Source organism: Micromonospora sp. DT201 (assembly GCF_049841575.1).
In the GTDB taxonomy this organism is placed as follows: Bacteria; Actinomycetota; Actinomycetes; order Mycobacteriales; family Micromonosporaceae; genus Micromonospora.
The window spans coordinates 1-14,151 of the sequence record NZ_JBNCKP010000008.1; the positions used below are offsets into that span (position 1 = coordinate 1).

12 protein-coding genes and 1 pseudogene are annotated in these 14,151 nt (G+C 69.1%); 4 read left to right on the forward strand and 9 right to left on the reverse strand.

Going from position 1 to position 14,151, the window contains the following annotated elements; all coding sequences use genetic code 11:
- Window positions 1-234, forward strand: a pseudogene (locus ACLQ28_RS15590) (hypothetical protein); the annotation flags it as partial.
- Window positions 235-717: 483 nt separating this feature from the next.
- Here the strand turns inward: ACLQ28_RS15590 and ACLQ28_RS15595 are convergent.
- Together ACLQ28_RS15595 and ACLQ28_RS15600 are read right to left on the reverse strand one after the other, a co-directional pair.
- A complete protein-coding gene (locus tag ACLQ28_RS15595; protein ID WP_425686987.1) occupies window positions 718-1,557 on the reverse strand; it encodes a GNAT family N-acetyltransferase in 840 nt (279 codons plus the stop codon).
- A 57-nt stretch (window positions 1,558-1,614) separates the two neighbouring features.
- The gene (locus ACLQ28_RS15600; protein WP_425686988.1) at window positions 1,615-2,838 is read right to left on the reverse strand and encodes an MFS transporter; all 1,224 of its coding nucleotides are present in this window, start codon (window positions 2,836-2,838) and stop codon (window positions 1,615-1,617) included.
- Window positions 2,839-2,950: 112 nt separating this feature from the next.
- Between ACLQ28_RS15600 and ACLQ28_RS15605 the strand changes: the two genes are divergently transcribed.
- On the forward strand, window positions 2,951-3,541 hold the full coding sequence (locus ACLQ28_RS15605; RefSeq protein WP_425686989.1) for a PadR family transcriptional regulator: 591 nt from the start codon (window positions 2,951-2,953) through the stop codon (window positions 3,539-3,541).
- Window positions 3,542-3,698: 157 nt separating this feature from the next.
- On the opposite strand, the gene ispG is transcribed toward ACLQ28_RS15605, so the two are convergent.
- The 6 genes from ispG to ACLQ28_RS15635 all read right to left on the reverse strand — a co-directional run bounded on the left by ispG (window position 3,699) and on the right by ACLQ28_RS15635 (window position 9,344).
- Window positions 3,699-4,871: a flavodoxin-dependent (E)-4-hydroxy-3-methylbut-2-enyl-diphosphate synthase gene (gene ispG, locus ACLQ28_RS15610; protein ID WP_110562372.1), complete on the reverse strand. Its 1,173-nt coding sequence runs from the start codon at window positions 4,869-4,871 to the stop codon at window positions 3,699-3,701.
- An 8-nt stretch (window positions 4,872-4,879) separates the two neighbouring features.
- A complete protein-coding gene (locus ACLQ28_RS15615) occupies window positions 4,880-6,130 on the reverse strand; it encodes a M50 family metallopeptidase (RefSeq protein WP_425686990.1) in 1,251 nt (416 codons plus the stop codon).
- Entirely contained in the window at window positions 6,130-7,341 is a 1,212-nt protein-coding gene (dxr, locus tag ACLQ28_RS15620; protein ID WP_425686991.1) for a 1-deoxy-D-xylulose-5-phosphate reductoisomerase, read from the reverse strand. The genes ACLQ28_RS15615 and dxr overlap by 1 nt, the downstream gene beginning before the upstream one ends.
- 166 nt (window positions 7,342-7,507) lie before the next feature.
- Window positions 7,508-8,134, reverse strand: coding sequence for a Uma2 family endonuclease (locus ACLQ28_RS15625; RefSeq protein WP_425686992.1), 627 nt, complete (start codon window positions 8,132-8,134; stop codon window positions 7,508-7,510).
- 141 nt (window positions 8,135-8,275) lie between these two features.
- Window positions 8,276-8,473, reverse strand: coding sequence for a DUF397 domain-containing protein (locus ACLQ28_RS15630; protein ID WP_425686993.1), 198 nt, complete (start codon window positions 8,471-8,473; stop codon window positions 8,276-8,278).
- Window positions 8,463-9,344: a helix-turn-helix domain-containing protein gene (locus tag ACLQ28_RS15635; RefSeq protein ID WP_425686994.1), complete on the reverse strand. Its 882-nt coding sequence runs from the start codon at window positions 9,342-9,344 to the stop codon at window positions 8,463-8,465. The genes ACLQ28_RS15630 and ACLQ28_RS15635 overlap by 11 nt, the downstream gene beginning before the upstream one ends.
- Before the next feature lie 137 nt (window positions 9,345-9,481).
- On the opposite strand from ACLQ28_RS15635, the gene ACLQ28_RS15640 reads away from it, so the two are divergent.
- Both ACLQ28_RS15640 and ACLQ28_RS15645 read left to right on the forward strand, forming a co-directional pair.
- Entirely contained in the window at window positions 9,482-9,736 is a 255-nt protein-coding gene (locus tag ACLQ28_RS15640) for a hypothetical protein (protein WP_425686995.1), read from the forward strand.
- The gene (locus ACLQ28_RS15645; RefSeq protein ID WP_425686996.1) at window positions 9,733-10,140 is read left to right on the forward strand and encodes a hypothetical protein; all 408 of its coding nucleotides are present in this window, start codon (window positions 9,733-9,735) and stop codon (window positions 10,138-10,140) included. Before ACLQ28_RS15640 ends, ACLQ28_RS15645 begins: the two co-directional genes overlap by 4 nt.
- A 69-nt stretch (window positions 10,141-10,209) precedes the next feature.
- Here ACLQ28_RS15645 and ACLQ28_RS15650 read toward each other — a convergent pair whose 3' ends face one another.
- Window positions 10,210-13,902: a CARDB domain-containing protein gene (locus tag ACLQ28_RS15650; protein WP_425686997.1), complete on the reverse strand. Its 3,693-nt coding sequence runs from the start codon at window positions 13,900-13,902 to the stop codon at window positions 10,210-10,212.
- Window positions 13,903-14,151: the final 249 nt, after the last annotated feature.

A 14,151-nucleotide genomic window follows, 5' to 3' on the forward strand; every position in this document is an offset into this window, starting at 1 on the left:
TCGCTGGGCCTGTTCCAGCAGCGCCCCTCCAGCGGTTGGGGTACGCCGGAGCAGATCACCAACCCTGAGTACTCGACGACCGCGTTCCTGAAGGGTCTGAAGCAGGTCGACGGGTGGCAGGACATGCCCCTGACCCAGGCCGCGCAGACCGTGCAGGTCTCGGCTTACCCCGACGCCTACGCCCAGTGGGAACAGCAGGCCGCTGACCTGGTTGGCCAGTACTGGAACAGCTGACCACCAAACCACCCGAACGGCAAGACAACCGCTGGCCGGCACCCCCAACCCGGGGTGCCGGCCACCGGCATACCCACACCCCAACTGCGCCTACACCCACGCCCGGACTCCGACTCACGCCCCCCGAGACCCCGCCCCCCGTGCTCGCGCCTCGCCCCCGCCCCGCACGGGCGCCACCGCCCATGCCCCGCGCCAGCGGCGCACTCGCGCCACCGCCCACGCCCCCAGGCACTCGCGCCACCGCCCACGCCCACGCCCACGCCCACGCCCAGACCCACGCCCAGACCCACACCGATCATGGAGTTGTAGTGCCTGGTCGAGGATGCCTGGGGGCGGCTTTGTCCCCCCCCACAACTGCCTGATCGACGAGGGCAGACGTGCGGCGCGCGGCTTTGCAGCCACACGGGCACGACTCTGGGGCCACGAGCTTCGGCAGTCTTGGACAGTTTCCGTAACCAGCAGGCAGCCCAAGCCGGCCAACGGTCAGAAGAGGACCGTGGCGAGAGTGCCGATCGGCCGGAACCCGCAGCGCTCGTAGACTCGGCGGGCCGGGAGGTTGAAGTCGTTGACGTACAGGCTGACCGTGGGGGCGACCCGCAGCAGTGCGTCGCGGACCACGGCTGCCATGGCGGCTGTGGCGATCCCCCGGCCCCGCCACTCAGGTGCCACCCAGACGCCCTGGACCTGCGCCGTCCGCTTGGTGACGACGGCCAACTCGGCTTTGAACACGACTTTGCCGTCGACGAAGCGGGCGTACGCGCGGCCGGACCGGACGAGGTCGTTGACCCGTCGGCGGTAACTGCGCCCGCCGTCCTCGGCCAGTGGGGAGACGCCAACCTCTTCGGTGTACATGGCCACCGCCGCGGGGAAGAGCCGATCGACTTCGCCGGAGCGGACTTGGCGTACTTCCGGGTCGGCGGGTACGGGTGGCAGGGTGTCGGCGGCCAGCAGCGGCTGGTTGGGGCGGACGTCTCGGGCTGGCCCCCAGGTGTCGGAGAGCCGGTCCCACAGCCCGAGGACGGCATCAGCCCGGCCGACGATGGAGGAGCAGAGACGCTCCTCGCCCGCGAGCAGGTCGGCGAAGGCAGCCACTGCGGCGTCGGTCGCCAGCACCGGGGTCAGGTTGCCGCCGAGCCAGCAGAGCGATTCGAGGTTGCGCCGGGCGCCGTACCCCAGGATTCTGCCCTCGGCCCGCCACCAGGAGAGTCCGCGCGCGGCGATCCGCTCGGCGACCTGCGCGCCCGCGAACGGGTCGTGGTCGAGCAGTCGCTCGACCGCGCGGCGCTCCGATTCCCCGAGTTGCCGTACCGGCACCGTCAGCACGACTACCAGCCTGCCAGATCGACCCCCCGCTCCGCCGGTCGAGTGACGATGCCGCGGTCAGACGGTCGTCAGCTCTGCGGGCTCGCTGACCGGCCGGGTCCGCAGGGCCCAGCGGACGACCGGGGGCACCAGTGCTCCGAGCAGGAGGAACAGGGCACCGAGCACGAGCCAGCCCGGTACGCCCCAGCCGAGCGCGAGGGTGGTCACCACCACGGGTGCGAGCATCTTGCCCAGTTCGTAGCCCATGCCGTACGCCCCCTGGTACTGCCCCTGGGCGTCCGCTGGCGCCAGCCCGAAGGAGATCGCCCAGCCGGCGGCGGAGTGCCACAGCTCCCCGGTCACGTGGGCGAGCGCCCCGACGCCGAGCAGGCCCACCGCGCCGGCGGTGGGCAGCGCGCCGCTGGCTGCGAAGAGTACGCAGGCCAGGGCGATGGCCACGCCCGCTCGACGGGCGGCGTGGGCGGCTCCGGGCAGGGTGGCGGCGGTACGCGAGGCGCGGACCTGCAGGAGCACCACCACCACGGTGTTGACAAGCGTCAACGCGGAGATCATCCAGGCGGGTGCCTGGGTGTGGTCGGCGATCCACAGCGGCAGGGCGATGGTGAGCAGGCTGAAGTGCATGGACATCAGCCCGTCGACCAGGGTGAAGGCGAGGAATGGGCGGTCCCGGAGGGCGATCAGCCGAGGGCCGTGTGTCGGGGCGGCGACTGGCGCGATGGTGGGCAGTCGGACGAGGACCGCGGCTGCGGCCAGTGACGCCCCCGCTGCGGTCAGGATCAGCGTGACGTACCCGGTTCGGGTGTCGGCGGCGATGGCGAAGCCGCCGAGGACGGCACCGAGGGAGATCCCGACGTTTGTGGTGGCCCGCAGGTAGGCGCGGGTGCGTACCCGCTGGTCGGCCGGGATCGCTCCGGCGATCAGGGCACCCCGGGCGCCGCGCTCGACCGCGTCGGCAAGTGCGGTGGCAGCCCCCACCAGGACGAACGTGGGGAATGACCGGACGGCGATCAGACCGATGGTCAACACGCCAGCGGCGAACAACGCGCCGACCTGGACGCCGCGTGGGCCGACGCGGTCGGCCAGGTAGCCGCTTGGGGTGCTGGCCAGCACACCGACCAGCGCCGAGATGGTCAGCCCGATGCCCACCTGGGTTGCCGACAGGCCGACCGAGCGGGTGAGGAAGAGCGCGCTCGCGACGAGCCAGAGGCCCCGGCCGACGGTCTTGACCAGGGTGCCGATGGTGAGGACCCGGGCCGGACCCGGTGGGGGAAGCAGGTGCATGGTCGGCACCTTAGCAAGACGTACGTACGGTTTTCAAAAAGAGGGTTGTCGGCGATGCATTGCCGATATATCGTTGATGCATCAGCGACAGTACGAAGAGAGGGAGAACCCCATGAGATTCCATCGACAACACCACCCGATGCACGAGGCACGGATGCGGGGGTTCGGCTTCCCGCCGATCCCGCCCGGCCCGCACGGCGGCCATGGCCACGAGCACGGCGGCCCCTGGGGCGGCCGGGGCCGTGGACGGGGCCGGGGCCGACGCCCCAACGTCCGGGGTGCCGTGCTGGCTCTGCTCACCGAGCGGCCGATGCACGGCTACGAGATGATCCAGGAGATCGACTCCCGCACCGGCGGTGCGTGGCGGCCCAGCCCGGGCTCGATCTACCCCACCCTCCAGCTACTGGAGGACGAGGGCGTGATCGTCGCCAGCACCGAGGAGTCCGGCGGCGGGCGCAAGCGGTTCACGGTCACCGAGGCCGGTCAGGCGGAGGCCACCGAGGCCGCGCAGACCCCGCCGTGGGCGGACGTCGCCCAGGGCACGGTGAGCAGCTGGCACGACATCCGCGACTCCGGCGCGCAGGCGATGAACGCACTGCGCCAGGTGATGATGAACGGCACCGACGACCAGCGCGAGCGGGCCGCCCAGGTGCTCGACGAGACCCGTCGCAAGCTGTACGCGATCCTCGCCGAATCAGAGTGACGCAAGGCCGCACCACGGCACACGGCACACCGCACACCGCGCCGCACCACAGCAGCGCCGTACGCCACAGCACCTACCCGCCGCGCCTCGGCAGGACAGGACACAACGAAAGCGGCCGTTCCCCGCAGGGAACGGCCGCTTCTTCCATCCGGGAAACTCAGTGCACGGTGACGGTCGGGCCGGTGACCAGCCCGCGCAGCTCCTCGGGAAGCTCGGCGCCCATCTCGTCGGCGATTCGCAACGCCTCCTCGATCAGCGTCTCCACGATCTGCGCCTCGGGCACCGTCTTGACGACCTGCCCCTTGACGAAGATCTGGCCCTTGCCGTTGCCGGAGGCGACGCCGAGGTCGGCCTCGCGAGCTTCGCCCGGACCGTTGACGACGCAGCCCATCACGGCGACCCGCAGCGGCACCGGCAGTCCTTCCAGACCGGCGGTGACCTCTTCGGCAAGCTTGTAGACGTCCACCTGGGCTCGTCCACAGGACGGGCAGGAGACGATCTCCAGGCCCCGCTCGCGCAGGCCCAGCGACTCCAGGATCTGGTTGCCGACCTTGATCTCCTCGACCGGCGGGGCGGACAGCGACACCCGGATGGTGTCGCCGATCCCCTCGGCGAGCAGAGCACCGAAGGCGACCGCCGACTTGATGGTGCCCTGGAAGGCCGGGCCGGCCTCGGTGACACCGAGGTGCAGCGGATAGTCGCACTGCTCGGCGAGCTGCCGGTACGCCCGGATCATCACGACCGGGTCGTTGTGCTTGACCGAGATCTTGATGTCGCGGAAGCCGTGCTCCTCGAACAGCGAGCACTCCCACAGCGCCGACTCGACGAGCGCTTCGGCGGTGGCCTTGCCGTACTTGGCCAGCAGCCGCTTGTCGAGCGACCCGGCGTTGACGCCGATCCGGATCGGCGTACCGGCGGCGGAGGCCGCTGCCGCGATCTCCTTCACCTTGTCGTCGAACTGGCGGATGTTGCCCGGGTTGACCCGGACGGCCGCGCAGCCGGCGTCGATGGCGGCGAAGACGTACTTCGGCTGGAAGTGGATGTCGGCGATCACGGGGATCTGCGACTTCTTGGCGATGGCGGGCAGCGCCTCGACGTCGTCCTGCGACGGCACGGCCACCCGGACGATCTGGCAGCCGGACGCGGTCAGCTCGGCGATCTGCTGGAGCGTGGCGTTGATGTCGGAGGTAAGGGTCGTGGTCATCGACTGCACGGACACCGGCGCACCACCACCCACCGGCACCGAGCCGACCATGATCTGGCGGCTGGCCCGGCGGGGAGCGAGCGGCGGGGGCGGCATGGCGGGGATACCGAGACGGACAGCTGTCACTTCAGCACTCACCTTGGGAAGAGCGTGATCGGGTTGACGACGTCCGCGGTGATTGTCAGCAGCGTGAACACGCCACCGATCAGGATCACCACGTACGTGAAGGGCATCAGTTTGAGGTAGTCGACCCGGCCGGGGTCGGCGCGGCCGATCCGCGCGTACAGCCAGGAGCGTGCCCGTTCGAACCAGGCGACGGCGATGTGGCCGCCGTCCAGCGGGAGCAGTGGCAGCAGGTTGAACACGCCGATGAAGAAGTTCAGCGAGATGAACAGCGTCACGAACAGCAGCCATGCCTTGTTGGCGAACGCCTCACCGCCGAGGCGGCTGGCGCCGACGACGCTGATCGGGGTGTCCACGTCACGTTCGCCGCCGGTGATGGCGGTCCACAGGGCGGGGACCTTCTGCGGCAGTCGCTGCAACGCCTGGACGGTGCCGGCGGCCAACTCGCGGGTGAATTCGCCGGTGGCGCCGAACGCGGCGACCGGCCCGTACGTCACGCGGGTCGGGGTGGTGACGGTGAGCGCGACGCCGAGCGCGGCGACCGGGCCGACGGTGCCCTTCGGGTCGTCGATCGGAGGACGCTGGGTCTGCGCCAGCACCGTGCTGGTCTGGCCGGGCTGCCCATCGCGGACGTACCCGATCTGCGCGGTTTCGCCCGGCTTCAGGGTTCGCAGGCTGGCGAGCATCTCGCCGTAGTTGTTGATCGGCTTGCCGTTGAGGGAGGTGATCCGGTCGCCGTCCCGCAACTGGGCCTGGGCCGCCGGGCTGGCCGCGTCACCCGGCGCGCAGGCGCGCGCGGTGGTGTCCGGCACCACGCAGTCGGAGATCGAGATGACCGCCGGCTCCTGCCGGACCTCCGCGTCGTTCGTGGGGAACTTCGGGTTGGGCAGGCCGAGGGAGACAGCCGCCAGCCAGATGGCGACCAGTGCCAGCAAGAAGTGGGTGATCGAGCCTGCGGACATGACGATCGTGCGCTTCCACACCGGGAAGCGCCACATCGCCCGCGGCTCGTCGGCCGGGTCGACGTCGTCGTCCTGCGCGGTCATCCCGACGATCTTGCAGAAGCCGCCGAGCGGAATCCCCTTGAGGCCGTACTCCGTCTCACCCCGCTTGAACGACCAGACGGTGGGGCCGAAGCCGACGAAGTATTTCGTGACCTTCATCCCGAATGCCTTGGCGGTGAGCATGTGCCCCGCCTCGTGCAGGCTCACCGAGATGAGGATGGCCAAGGCGAAGATCGCCACCCCGAGCAGGTTTGCCATCAATTTCCTTCCACCGGACCCGCGATGATCTCCTGCGCGTGCGCGCGTGCCCACGACTCGGCCGCGAGCACGTCCTCGACGGTACCTGGTTCGCCGAAGTCCGGAGCCTCCTCCAACACGCGTTCGAGTGTGTCGACAATGCCGAGGAACGGCAGTCGGCCCGCCACGAACGCCGCCACGCACTCCTCGTTCGCCGCGTTGTAGATCGCCGGTCGGCAGCGCCCGGCCTCCCCTGCGGCCTTGGCCAGCGCGACCGCCGGGAACGCCTCGTCGTCGAGCGGGGCGAACTCCCAGGTGTGCGAGGCCGTCCAGTCGACGGCGGTGGCCGCCCCGGGCACCCGGTCCGGCCAGCCGATGCCCAGTGCGATGGGCAGCCGCATATCCGGCGGGCTGGCCTGGGCGATCGTCGACCCGTCGACGAACTCGACCATCGAGTGGATCACCGACTGTGGGTGCACCATGACCGCGATGTCGGCGTACGGCACGTCGAACAGTTCGTGCGCCTCGATCACCTCAAGCGCCTTGTTGACCATGGTCGCCGAGTTGATCGTGACGACCGGGCCCATGTTCCAGGTGGGGTGCGCCAGCGCCTGCTGGGGCGTGACCTGCGTCAACTCGTCGCGCCGCCGACCCCGGAACGGGCCGCCGCTGGCCGTGACGATCAGCCGGCGCACCTCGCCGCGCGTTCCGCTGCGCAGGCACTGGGCCAGCGCCGAGTGCTCCGAGTCGACCGGGACGATCTGCCCCGGCCGCGTCACCGCGGCCTTGACCAACGGGCCGCCGGCCACGAGCGACTCCTTGTTGGCCAACGCGAGAGTACGACCACCACGCAGCGCGGCCAGCGTAGGAGCGAGGCCCAGCGAGCCGACCACCCCGTTGAGCACGATCTCGCACGGCCACTGGGCCAGCTCGGTCATCGCGTCCGGACCGGCCACGATCTTGGGAAGCTTGAAGTCTCCGGTGGCCCACCCGCGCCGGCTCGCCTCGGCGTAGAACGCGAGCTGGAGGTCCTGCGCGGCGGACGCCTTCGCGACCCCGACCGCCTCGACGCCCAACTCGAGGGCCTGCGCGGCGAGCAGCTCGACGTTGCCGCCGCCCGCGCCCACGGCGACCACCCGGAACCGGTCCGGGTTGCGCCGGACGATGTCGATGGCCTGCGTGCCGATCGAACCGGTGGACCCGAGCAGGACGAGGTCGCGGGGGGAAGTCACCCGCCTATTCTTCCCCACCCCCGCTGTACGCCCGCTGGGAGCCTCAGCCCTCCCGCCCACCTGCGGCTCTTCCGCCGCGCGCCCCGGGCGATTGATCAACTCCAGGTCGCCGACATGGGGGTATCCCCGGCACTCGTACACCGCCACATCGCCGAAACGGGGTCGATCAAGCCTTGCCACCTGCGGCCGAGTTGGCGCTGGTCATGTCCGAGGACGGACCCTCCTCGTCGAGCAGTTCAGCCGGGTCGATGGCAAACTCGAACGGCTCCCGCATAGCGAAGACGGTTCCGGCCACCGCCGCGACCAGCGGCCGGTACTCCCCACTGACCAACTCGAACAGGGCAATGGTCGGCACACGGTTACGCATGTCCACACGGAGGAAGAACGGCACCCCGGCATCGGCGTACTCCTGGGGCCTGTCAATCACGCCCACACTCCGGCTGCCCGACGCCACGATCTCCCCCAACAGAACGACCTGGCCGACGTTCATCGCTGCTCGCCCGCCGCCGGGAACACGCAGCACGGCGATATCCGGAATGAACAGGTCGTCGCCTGAGACGACATTCACCTCCTGATAGAGCCACAGTCTCGCCTTGCGCGCCGCCTGCTTCAGCGGGTAGCCGAGTTCCCTCTGAGCCGTCCGACGGTCAAGGCCGGAAACCGGCGTAACGACGATGCACCCGCGCAGCACCTCCACCCTTGGACCGCTGTTCTCGGGCAGAAGGTCGAGCGCGGCGCTCGCCGTCCACGCATCGCTGCGGCGGCTTAACACGTCGAAGGACTTCGGGGGCACGGCGTGACACTGCCAGGGCCCATCTCCAGACCGACGGACCAGAGGTCCGGCGTTCCCCAGGCCACGGCTGCTCGGGAGAGCTCTGTCAGACCGCAGGCTGGTGCTGGAAGAAAGCCGGCACCGGAGCCCGGCTCGGCTGCGTCAGGGCTGGTTGTTCAACTGTCCCGCCCGGGTAGCCCCAACGAAGGCGGCCCAGACCGAGGGGGTGAAGATCAGCTCCGGGCCCTGCCGGTCCTTGCTGTCGCGTACCCCGACCGCGTCGACGAACCCCGCCACCTCGACGCAGTTGCCCTCGCCGCCGGACCGGGACGACTTGCGCCAAACTCCGTCACGCACCATCGGTCATCTCCTTCGCTATCGCCGCCATCAGCTCACGGGACTCGTCGGCGCTCAGCGTCCGCTCGCCGAGAGAGCGCCACGCGTCTTCGTAGATCTCGATCTCGTGGGTCTTGTCAAGGTAGACCGCGCCGCACGGACCGTCCATGTAGATCGTCGTCGGCTCCGGCTCGCGCACCTCGGACGGGAAGTCGAGCATCGTGAACGTGCCGGCCTGCGCCCAGCGCACCAGCCCCGCATCGAGTGGCAACACCCGGAGGCCGATGTTGTGCTGCCGCGACGACACCACCAGCGACTCCAGTTGCCGGGCCATCGCCGCACCATCGCGCAGCGGGCGGCGCAGCACCGCCTCGCTCAGGATGACGTCGAGGCGCGGAGCGCGAGGTATCGCCCGAGCCAGCAGGCGTTGGCGGCGAAGCCGCACCTCGACCTTCGCCTGACGTTGCTGCTCACCCATCTGCGGGTGGTCGGTGGTGATCACCTCGGTCATGTACTCGACCGTCTGCAACAGGCCGGGGACGAGGTTCGCCTCGTAGTGGCGGATGCGGGTGGCGGCGGCTTCCAGGCCGACGTACAGCTTGAACCAGTCCTTGATCGCTTCGCCGTAGCTGTGCCACCAGCCGTGCGCCTTGGTCTCCCGGGCCAGCGCCCGCATCGTCTCGATCGTCTCCGGGGACGCGCCGTAGACCCGGCACATGGCCGCCACGTCGTTCGGGTGCATGGGGACCTGGCCGGTTTCGTATCGCCAGATCCGAGGTGCCGACCATTCCAATTCCTTGGCCGCCGCGGTAACCGTCACATACGCGTTTTCGCGAAGCTCTCTCAGATATCTGCCGAGTTGCCTCCGTGGGACTGTACTGCCGGAGTCGTCCACGTCATCTCCCTGGCTGTCGTCGCGTAAGACACCTCGTCCCTTGGTCCGCATTCTGCCGCGAAAGATTGCGCTAGACCAGCCTCACAATGACTCTCGTTGATGACCGACCAAAAGCGAGCATCGACCGAAGGAGGACCATGGACTCGGTTGGCGAAATCAGCGATGACCTGCCGCTGCCGCCGTACGTGACCAAAGAGGACGTCGTGTTCGCGCTGAGGGCCGTCGTCGTGCACGCTGCCGAGCAACGACCCGACGGCGAGCGTTGCCGCAAAGACGAGGCTCCGCACCCCTGCCGGCTGCACCGCTGGGGTCGTCGCGTTCTCAAGCTGCGCGGCCTGACCGACGGGGAGGTCCAGACGCTCATTGCTGGAGGGACGGTGGCACTGCGATGAGCTGCGCGACCGGGGACCGCCTGCCGCCATCGTGGCCCGACGGCACCGCACAGTCGGCGGTCGTGCTGACCGCAGCACGGTGGATCATCCATCTGCCGACCACGCTGACCAGCCTCGAAGAGGTCACGACCCTGGCCGTGGCCCTGTGCGACTCGCTCGGTCACCTCACCGTCATCGACTTCGGCGAGACCACGCTCAGCGAGGAAGATGCGCAGTTCCTGCGTACCCGAGTGTTTTGTGACGCCAGGATCGACGGCGCGGGCCGCTGCCAGCGAAGCGACGACCACGACGGACCCTGCGGGACCGTGCCCGACGCTGATCGACTCCACGTCGCCGACATGGGGGTGTCCCCGGCAGTCGGACACCCCCACATCGGCGAAACGGTGTCGATCACGCGGCCGTGACCCGGCAAATGGGGCGTGCTCCCCCGGTGCCGGGGCACCGAGGGAGCACGGGTCAGGCGAGCACCAGGATCAGCCGCCGTTGATGACGAACTGCGAGCCCGGCTGGATGACGATGTTGCCGTCGGCCGAGTTCGTGATGGTCACATTCGTCAGGTTGGCGTTACCACGGGCACCGCTCATCGCGAGGATGCCGGCACCGTTGTTGGACTTGTCGATCCGCACATTGGTGATCGCGACGTTCGGCATGTTGCCGCCGCCGTTCTTGAACTGGATGCCGTCGTACGTCGAGTCGTAGATGTCGGTGTCCCGGATCGTGACCCCGGTGATGTCCCTGGTGGCGGGGAAGATCGTGATGGCACCGAACTCCTGATCCTCGTTCCAGAAGACGCCACCGGCCCGGTACAGCCCGTTGTTGGCGATCAACGTCGTCCCGGAGAAGGGCAGCGGGTCGTGGTCGGTCGCCAGCATGATGCCCGGGTAGTTCATGGTGTCGTAGATCAGGTTGTTCTCGATCGAGTTGTCGTAGCCGCCGTAGATGGCGACGCCGTTCGCCCGCCAGGGCAACTGGATGGTGTTGTTGACGAAGTGGTTGTCGTGGGCGATGTCGACGTTGCGGTCCTTGACGTACGGGTTGGCCCAGACGGCGAGCGCGTCGTCTCCGGTGGTGCGGAAGGACGAGTTGAACACCCGCGAGTTGCGCGTGCCGTTGCTGAAGTTGATGCCGTCGGCGTACGTGTTGCGGATCCGCATGCCACTGAACTCCAGCCCGTCGGCCGGCCCCCAGAGGTCGGGGATGTTGTCGTAGTCGCGGCCCACCCAGACGCCCACATTGGCGTGCTCGATCCAGACGTTGCTGATCCGGGTGCCGGCGCCGAAGCGACCGTTCAGACCCACGCCGCCCTCGGCGTTGCCGTCACCACCACGGATCCGGCCCGAGCCGAAGATGGCGATGTCGGAGATCTGGGTGTTCTTGTCGATGTCGAAGCCGAAGTTGCCCTCGTGCGGGTGGTTGATGCCGCCCACCACGTTCTGCGGCTCGGTCAGCGTGTAGAGCTGCGAATGCCACATGCCGGCGCCCCGGATGGTGACGTTGCTGATGCCGACCTGGTTGTGCGTACCCCGGTTCAGCGGGTCGTCGGTCAGGATCTTCTGCTCCTGCCGCCACTGCCCGGCGGGGATCCAGACGCAGCTGATCACGCCGTTCTGGTCGTCGGTCACCGCACGTTGGATGGCAGCGGTGTCGTCGAGGCCGTCGTTCGGGACCGCACCGTACGAGGTGATCGAGGTGCAGCCCGCCGGTTGGCTCGCCGCCGGTGCCACCTGCTCCAGGTCGATCATGTCGATGACGTAGAACGAGGCCGAGTCGCCGGAGTCGCGCTGCAACTTGAACCGGGTGCCGGCCGGGTACGACTGCGCCAGCAGCGCGCTCGACTCGTCGAACAGCCGCCGAGCGTCGGCCTGTGGGGTGTTGGTCAGCGCCTCCGGCCCGTCGGTGTTGCCGTAGAGCCAGCTGTGCCGCGACGACAGGGTCAGCTTCCGGGAGAAGACGTCGTTGACGTAGAGGCTGATGGTCGCCTCGATGCCGCCACCACCAGGCGCGTCCGGGATGGAGTTTCGCACCACGATCGAGTTGGCCTGGTTGGCTGACGTGAACTCGACGAACTGGCCGGTGCTGTTGAGCCGTACCGATTTGCGGCCCGAGGACTCGGTGGCGAAGTTGGTGTGGCCGAAGGTGCGCAGCGCATCGGGCTCCAGCAGCGTGCCCTGGTAGCGGGCGGCCTCGGCCTCGTAGGAGACGTACGGGACCGCCGCGCCACGCCCGACCACGATCGACTGGCTGAACGCGTTGTTGGTCTCGTTGGTCTCGCTGACCGCGTTGGTGGCGTCGGCGGTCGCCGTGATGGTGGCTCCGCCGCTGGTGGCGGTCCAGCTGCCGGTGACGGCCACGTTGACCGTCGCGCCGGCCGCGATCGAGGCGGTGTTGGTGTTGAGCGTGGTGCTGCCCACCACCAGCCGGGTGATCGTGGTGGCACCGGTCGCGGTGGTGCCACGGTTGCGGACCGCCACGGTGAAGGTGACGGACGCCCCGACGGCCGGGTTCGGCGGGTTGGAGGTGATGCCGAGGACCTGAAGGTCAGGCCCGGGAGCCTGCACGACCACCAGCGGGGCGGCAGCGGTGAAGCTGTTGTTGCCGTTGTTCTGCTCGACGATCGTGTTCGTCGGGTCCACCACCGCTGAGACGGCGTAGCTGCCCATCGGTCGCGTACCGGCGTTGAACGACACGGTGGTCGAGGCGCCCGCGCTGAGCGCGCCCACCGTGGCGCTGCCGACGACCGCGCCGGCCAGGCTGAAGTTCACAGTGGTCGCACCGGCGGCGGCGGACCCGATGTTCTGCACCACGGCCGAGAGGGTGACCGGGGAGACCTCGCTGGGCGACGTGGGCGACCAGGTTACCGAGCCTATGACCAGGTCCGGGTTGGGTGCCGGCGTCCCGCAGACCTCAAGCTCGGCCACCTGGCCGGACGGGGCACCGGTGTTGCCGGTGAACCGCAACTGCACGTCCGCGGTGGTCGCGCTGACCGGGATGCTCACCACGTTGGTGCCCTGGTTGAACTGGTAGGTCGCCGCTGACACCAGGTTGGTGTACGTGGACGAGGCCTGGTCGCGGCCGAGGATCTGGATGGTCTGGGTACGCGTGCCCCAGGCCAGGTCCGGGTTGAGCTTGACGGTGACGCCGGAGATGGAGTGGTTGGCACCAAGCGCCACGGTCAGGTTCTGCGGGTAGCTCGCCGCGCCTTCCCAGTAGGTGGTGAGCTGCCCGTCGTTCGCCTTGTCGGGGGTGAAGCTGAAGGTGGAGCCGGTCGCCGTCATGCTCTTGCCCTGCGCGACGTTGGTGCAGGCGGGCGGATTGCTGCCGGTCCGGGTGACGGTGTTGCTGTTGCCGGACAGGTTGCCCGCACCGTCGCGGGCGCGGACGTAGTACGACACGGTTGCCGTCGCCGGCTGGGTGTCCTGGTAGGTGAGGACGGTGCCCAGGGTCGCGATCAGGCTGCCGCCGCGGTAGACGTTGTAGCCGGCGAGACCGCTGCCACCGGAGTCGGTGGAGGCGCCCCAGCTGAGCGTGATCGTGCTGCCCGACGTGCTGTGCGACAGCGTCCCCGGGACGCTCGGCGCGGTGGTGTCGGGGGTGGTGCCGCCGCTGCCGTACACCTCCAGCTCAGAGAACTGGCCGGCCGGCCAGCTGCTGTTGGCGGTGACGTTGATCCGCACGTAGCGGGTTGCGGTCTGACTGAAGTTGATCGTGACGGTGCTGCCGCTCGCCGGGTTGAAGGTGTAGGTCTGCGACCCGACGAGGTCGGTGAACGACGAACCGTTGGCGCTGCCCTGCACGCTCAACGTCTGCGTACGGGTCCCCCAACCGGCGGTCGGCAGCTTCAGCACAACCTGGTTGACGTTCTGCGATGAGCCAAGATCGACCTGCACCCACTCGGGGAACGAGTTGTTGACGCTCTCCCAGTAGCTGCCCGCGTTGCCGTCGACGACCTTCGACGAGTCGTAGACGTCGGCGTGGCCACTCTCCTGGGTGGGACGACCCAGTGCGAGGTTGGTGGCCGCCGGGGCGAAGCCGCTGCTCGGCGCGGCTGCCGCGCCGTCGGGGCGGGCGGCGCCGGCCGGGTTCGCGAGGGCGGTGACCCCTGCCGTGGCGAACAGCGTGGCCGCGGCTGTCGCCGCCACCGTCCTGAACAGATTCCTTCGTCTCATCACAGTCCTGTCGTTGGGGGACGGTTGCCGCAGGCGGCTGGACCAGGGGTGTGAGCTGAATCTTCCGGTCACGTGCACGAAAACCTGCACGTCTTTGTCGAAATCTTGCGCGACTTTGACCAAAGGTTACTGACGTGCTACGGGAGCGTCAACACTTCGACCGACTTGACTATTGATGGCCATCCTTGCGCCGGGGATGCCCGGCGGGGCCCGTCGTCATGTGCGCGCGCGGCGAGGTCCAGCCGCGGC

Coding starts and splice junctions, on each gene's coding strand:
- ACLQ28_RS15600 (WP_425686988.1), bottom strand. CDS start 2,838: ATGCACCTGCTTCCCCCACCGGGTCCGGCCCGGGTCCTCACCATCGGC.
- ACLQ28_RS15605 (WP_425686989.1), top strand. CDS start 2,951: ATGAGATTCCATCGACAACACCACCCGATGCACGAGGCACGGATGCGG.
- ACLQ28_RS15615 (WP_425686990.1), bottom strand. CDS start 6,130: ATGGCAAACCTGCTCGGGGTGGCGATCTTCGCCTTGGCCATCCTCATC.
- ACLQ28_RS15630 (WP_425686993.1), bottom strand. CDS start 8,473: ATGGTGCGTGACGGAGTTTGGCGCAAGTCGTCCCGGTCCGGCGGCGAG.
- ACLQ28_RS15640 (WP_425686995.1), top strand. CDS start 9,482: ATGGACTCGGTTGGCGAAATCAGCGATGACCTGCCGCTGCCGCCGTAC.
- ACLQ28_RS15645 (WP_425686996.1), top strand. CDS start 9,733: ATGAGCTGCGCGACCGGGGACCGCCTGCCGCCATCGTGGCCCGACGGC.
- ACLQ28_RS15650 (WP_425686997.1), bottom strand. CDS start 13,902: ATGAGACGAAGGAATCTGTTCAGGACGGTGGCGGCGACAGCCGCGGCC.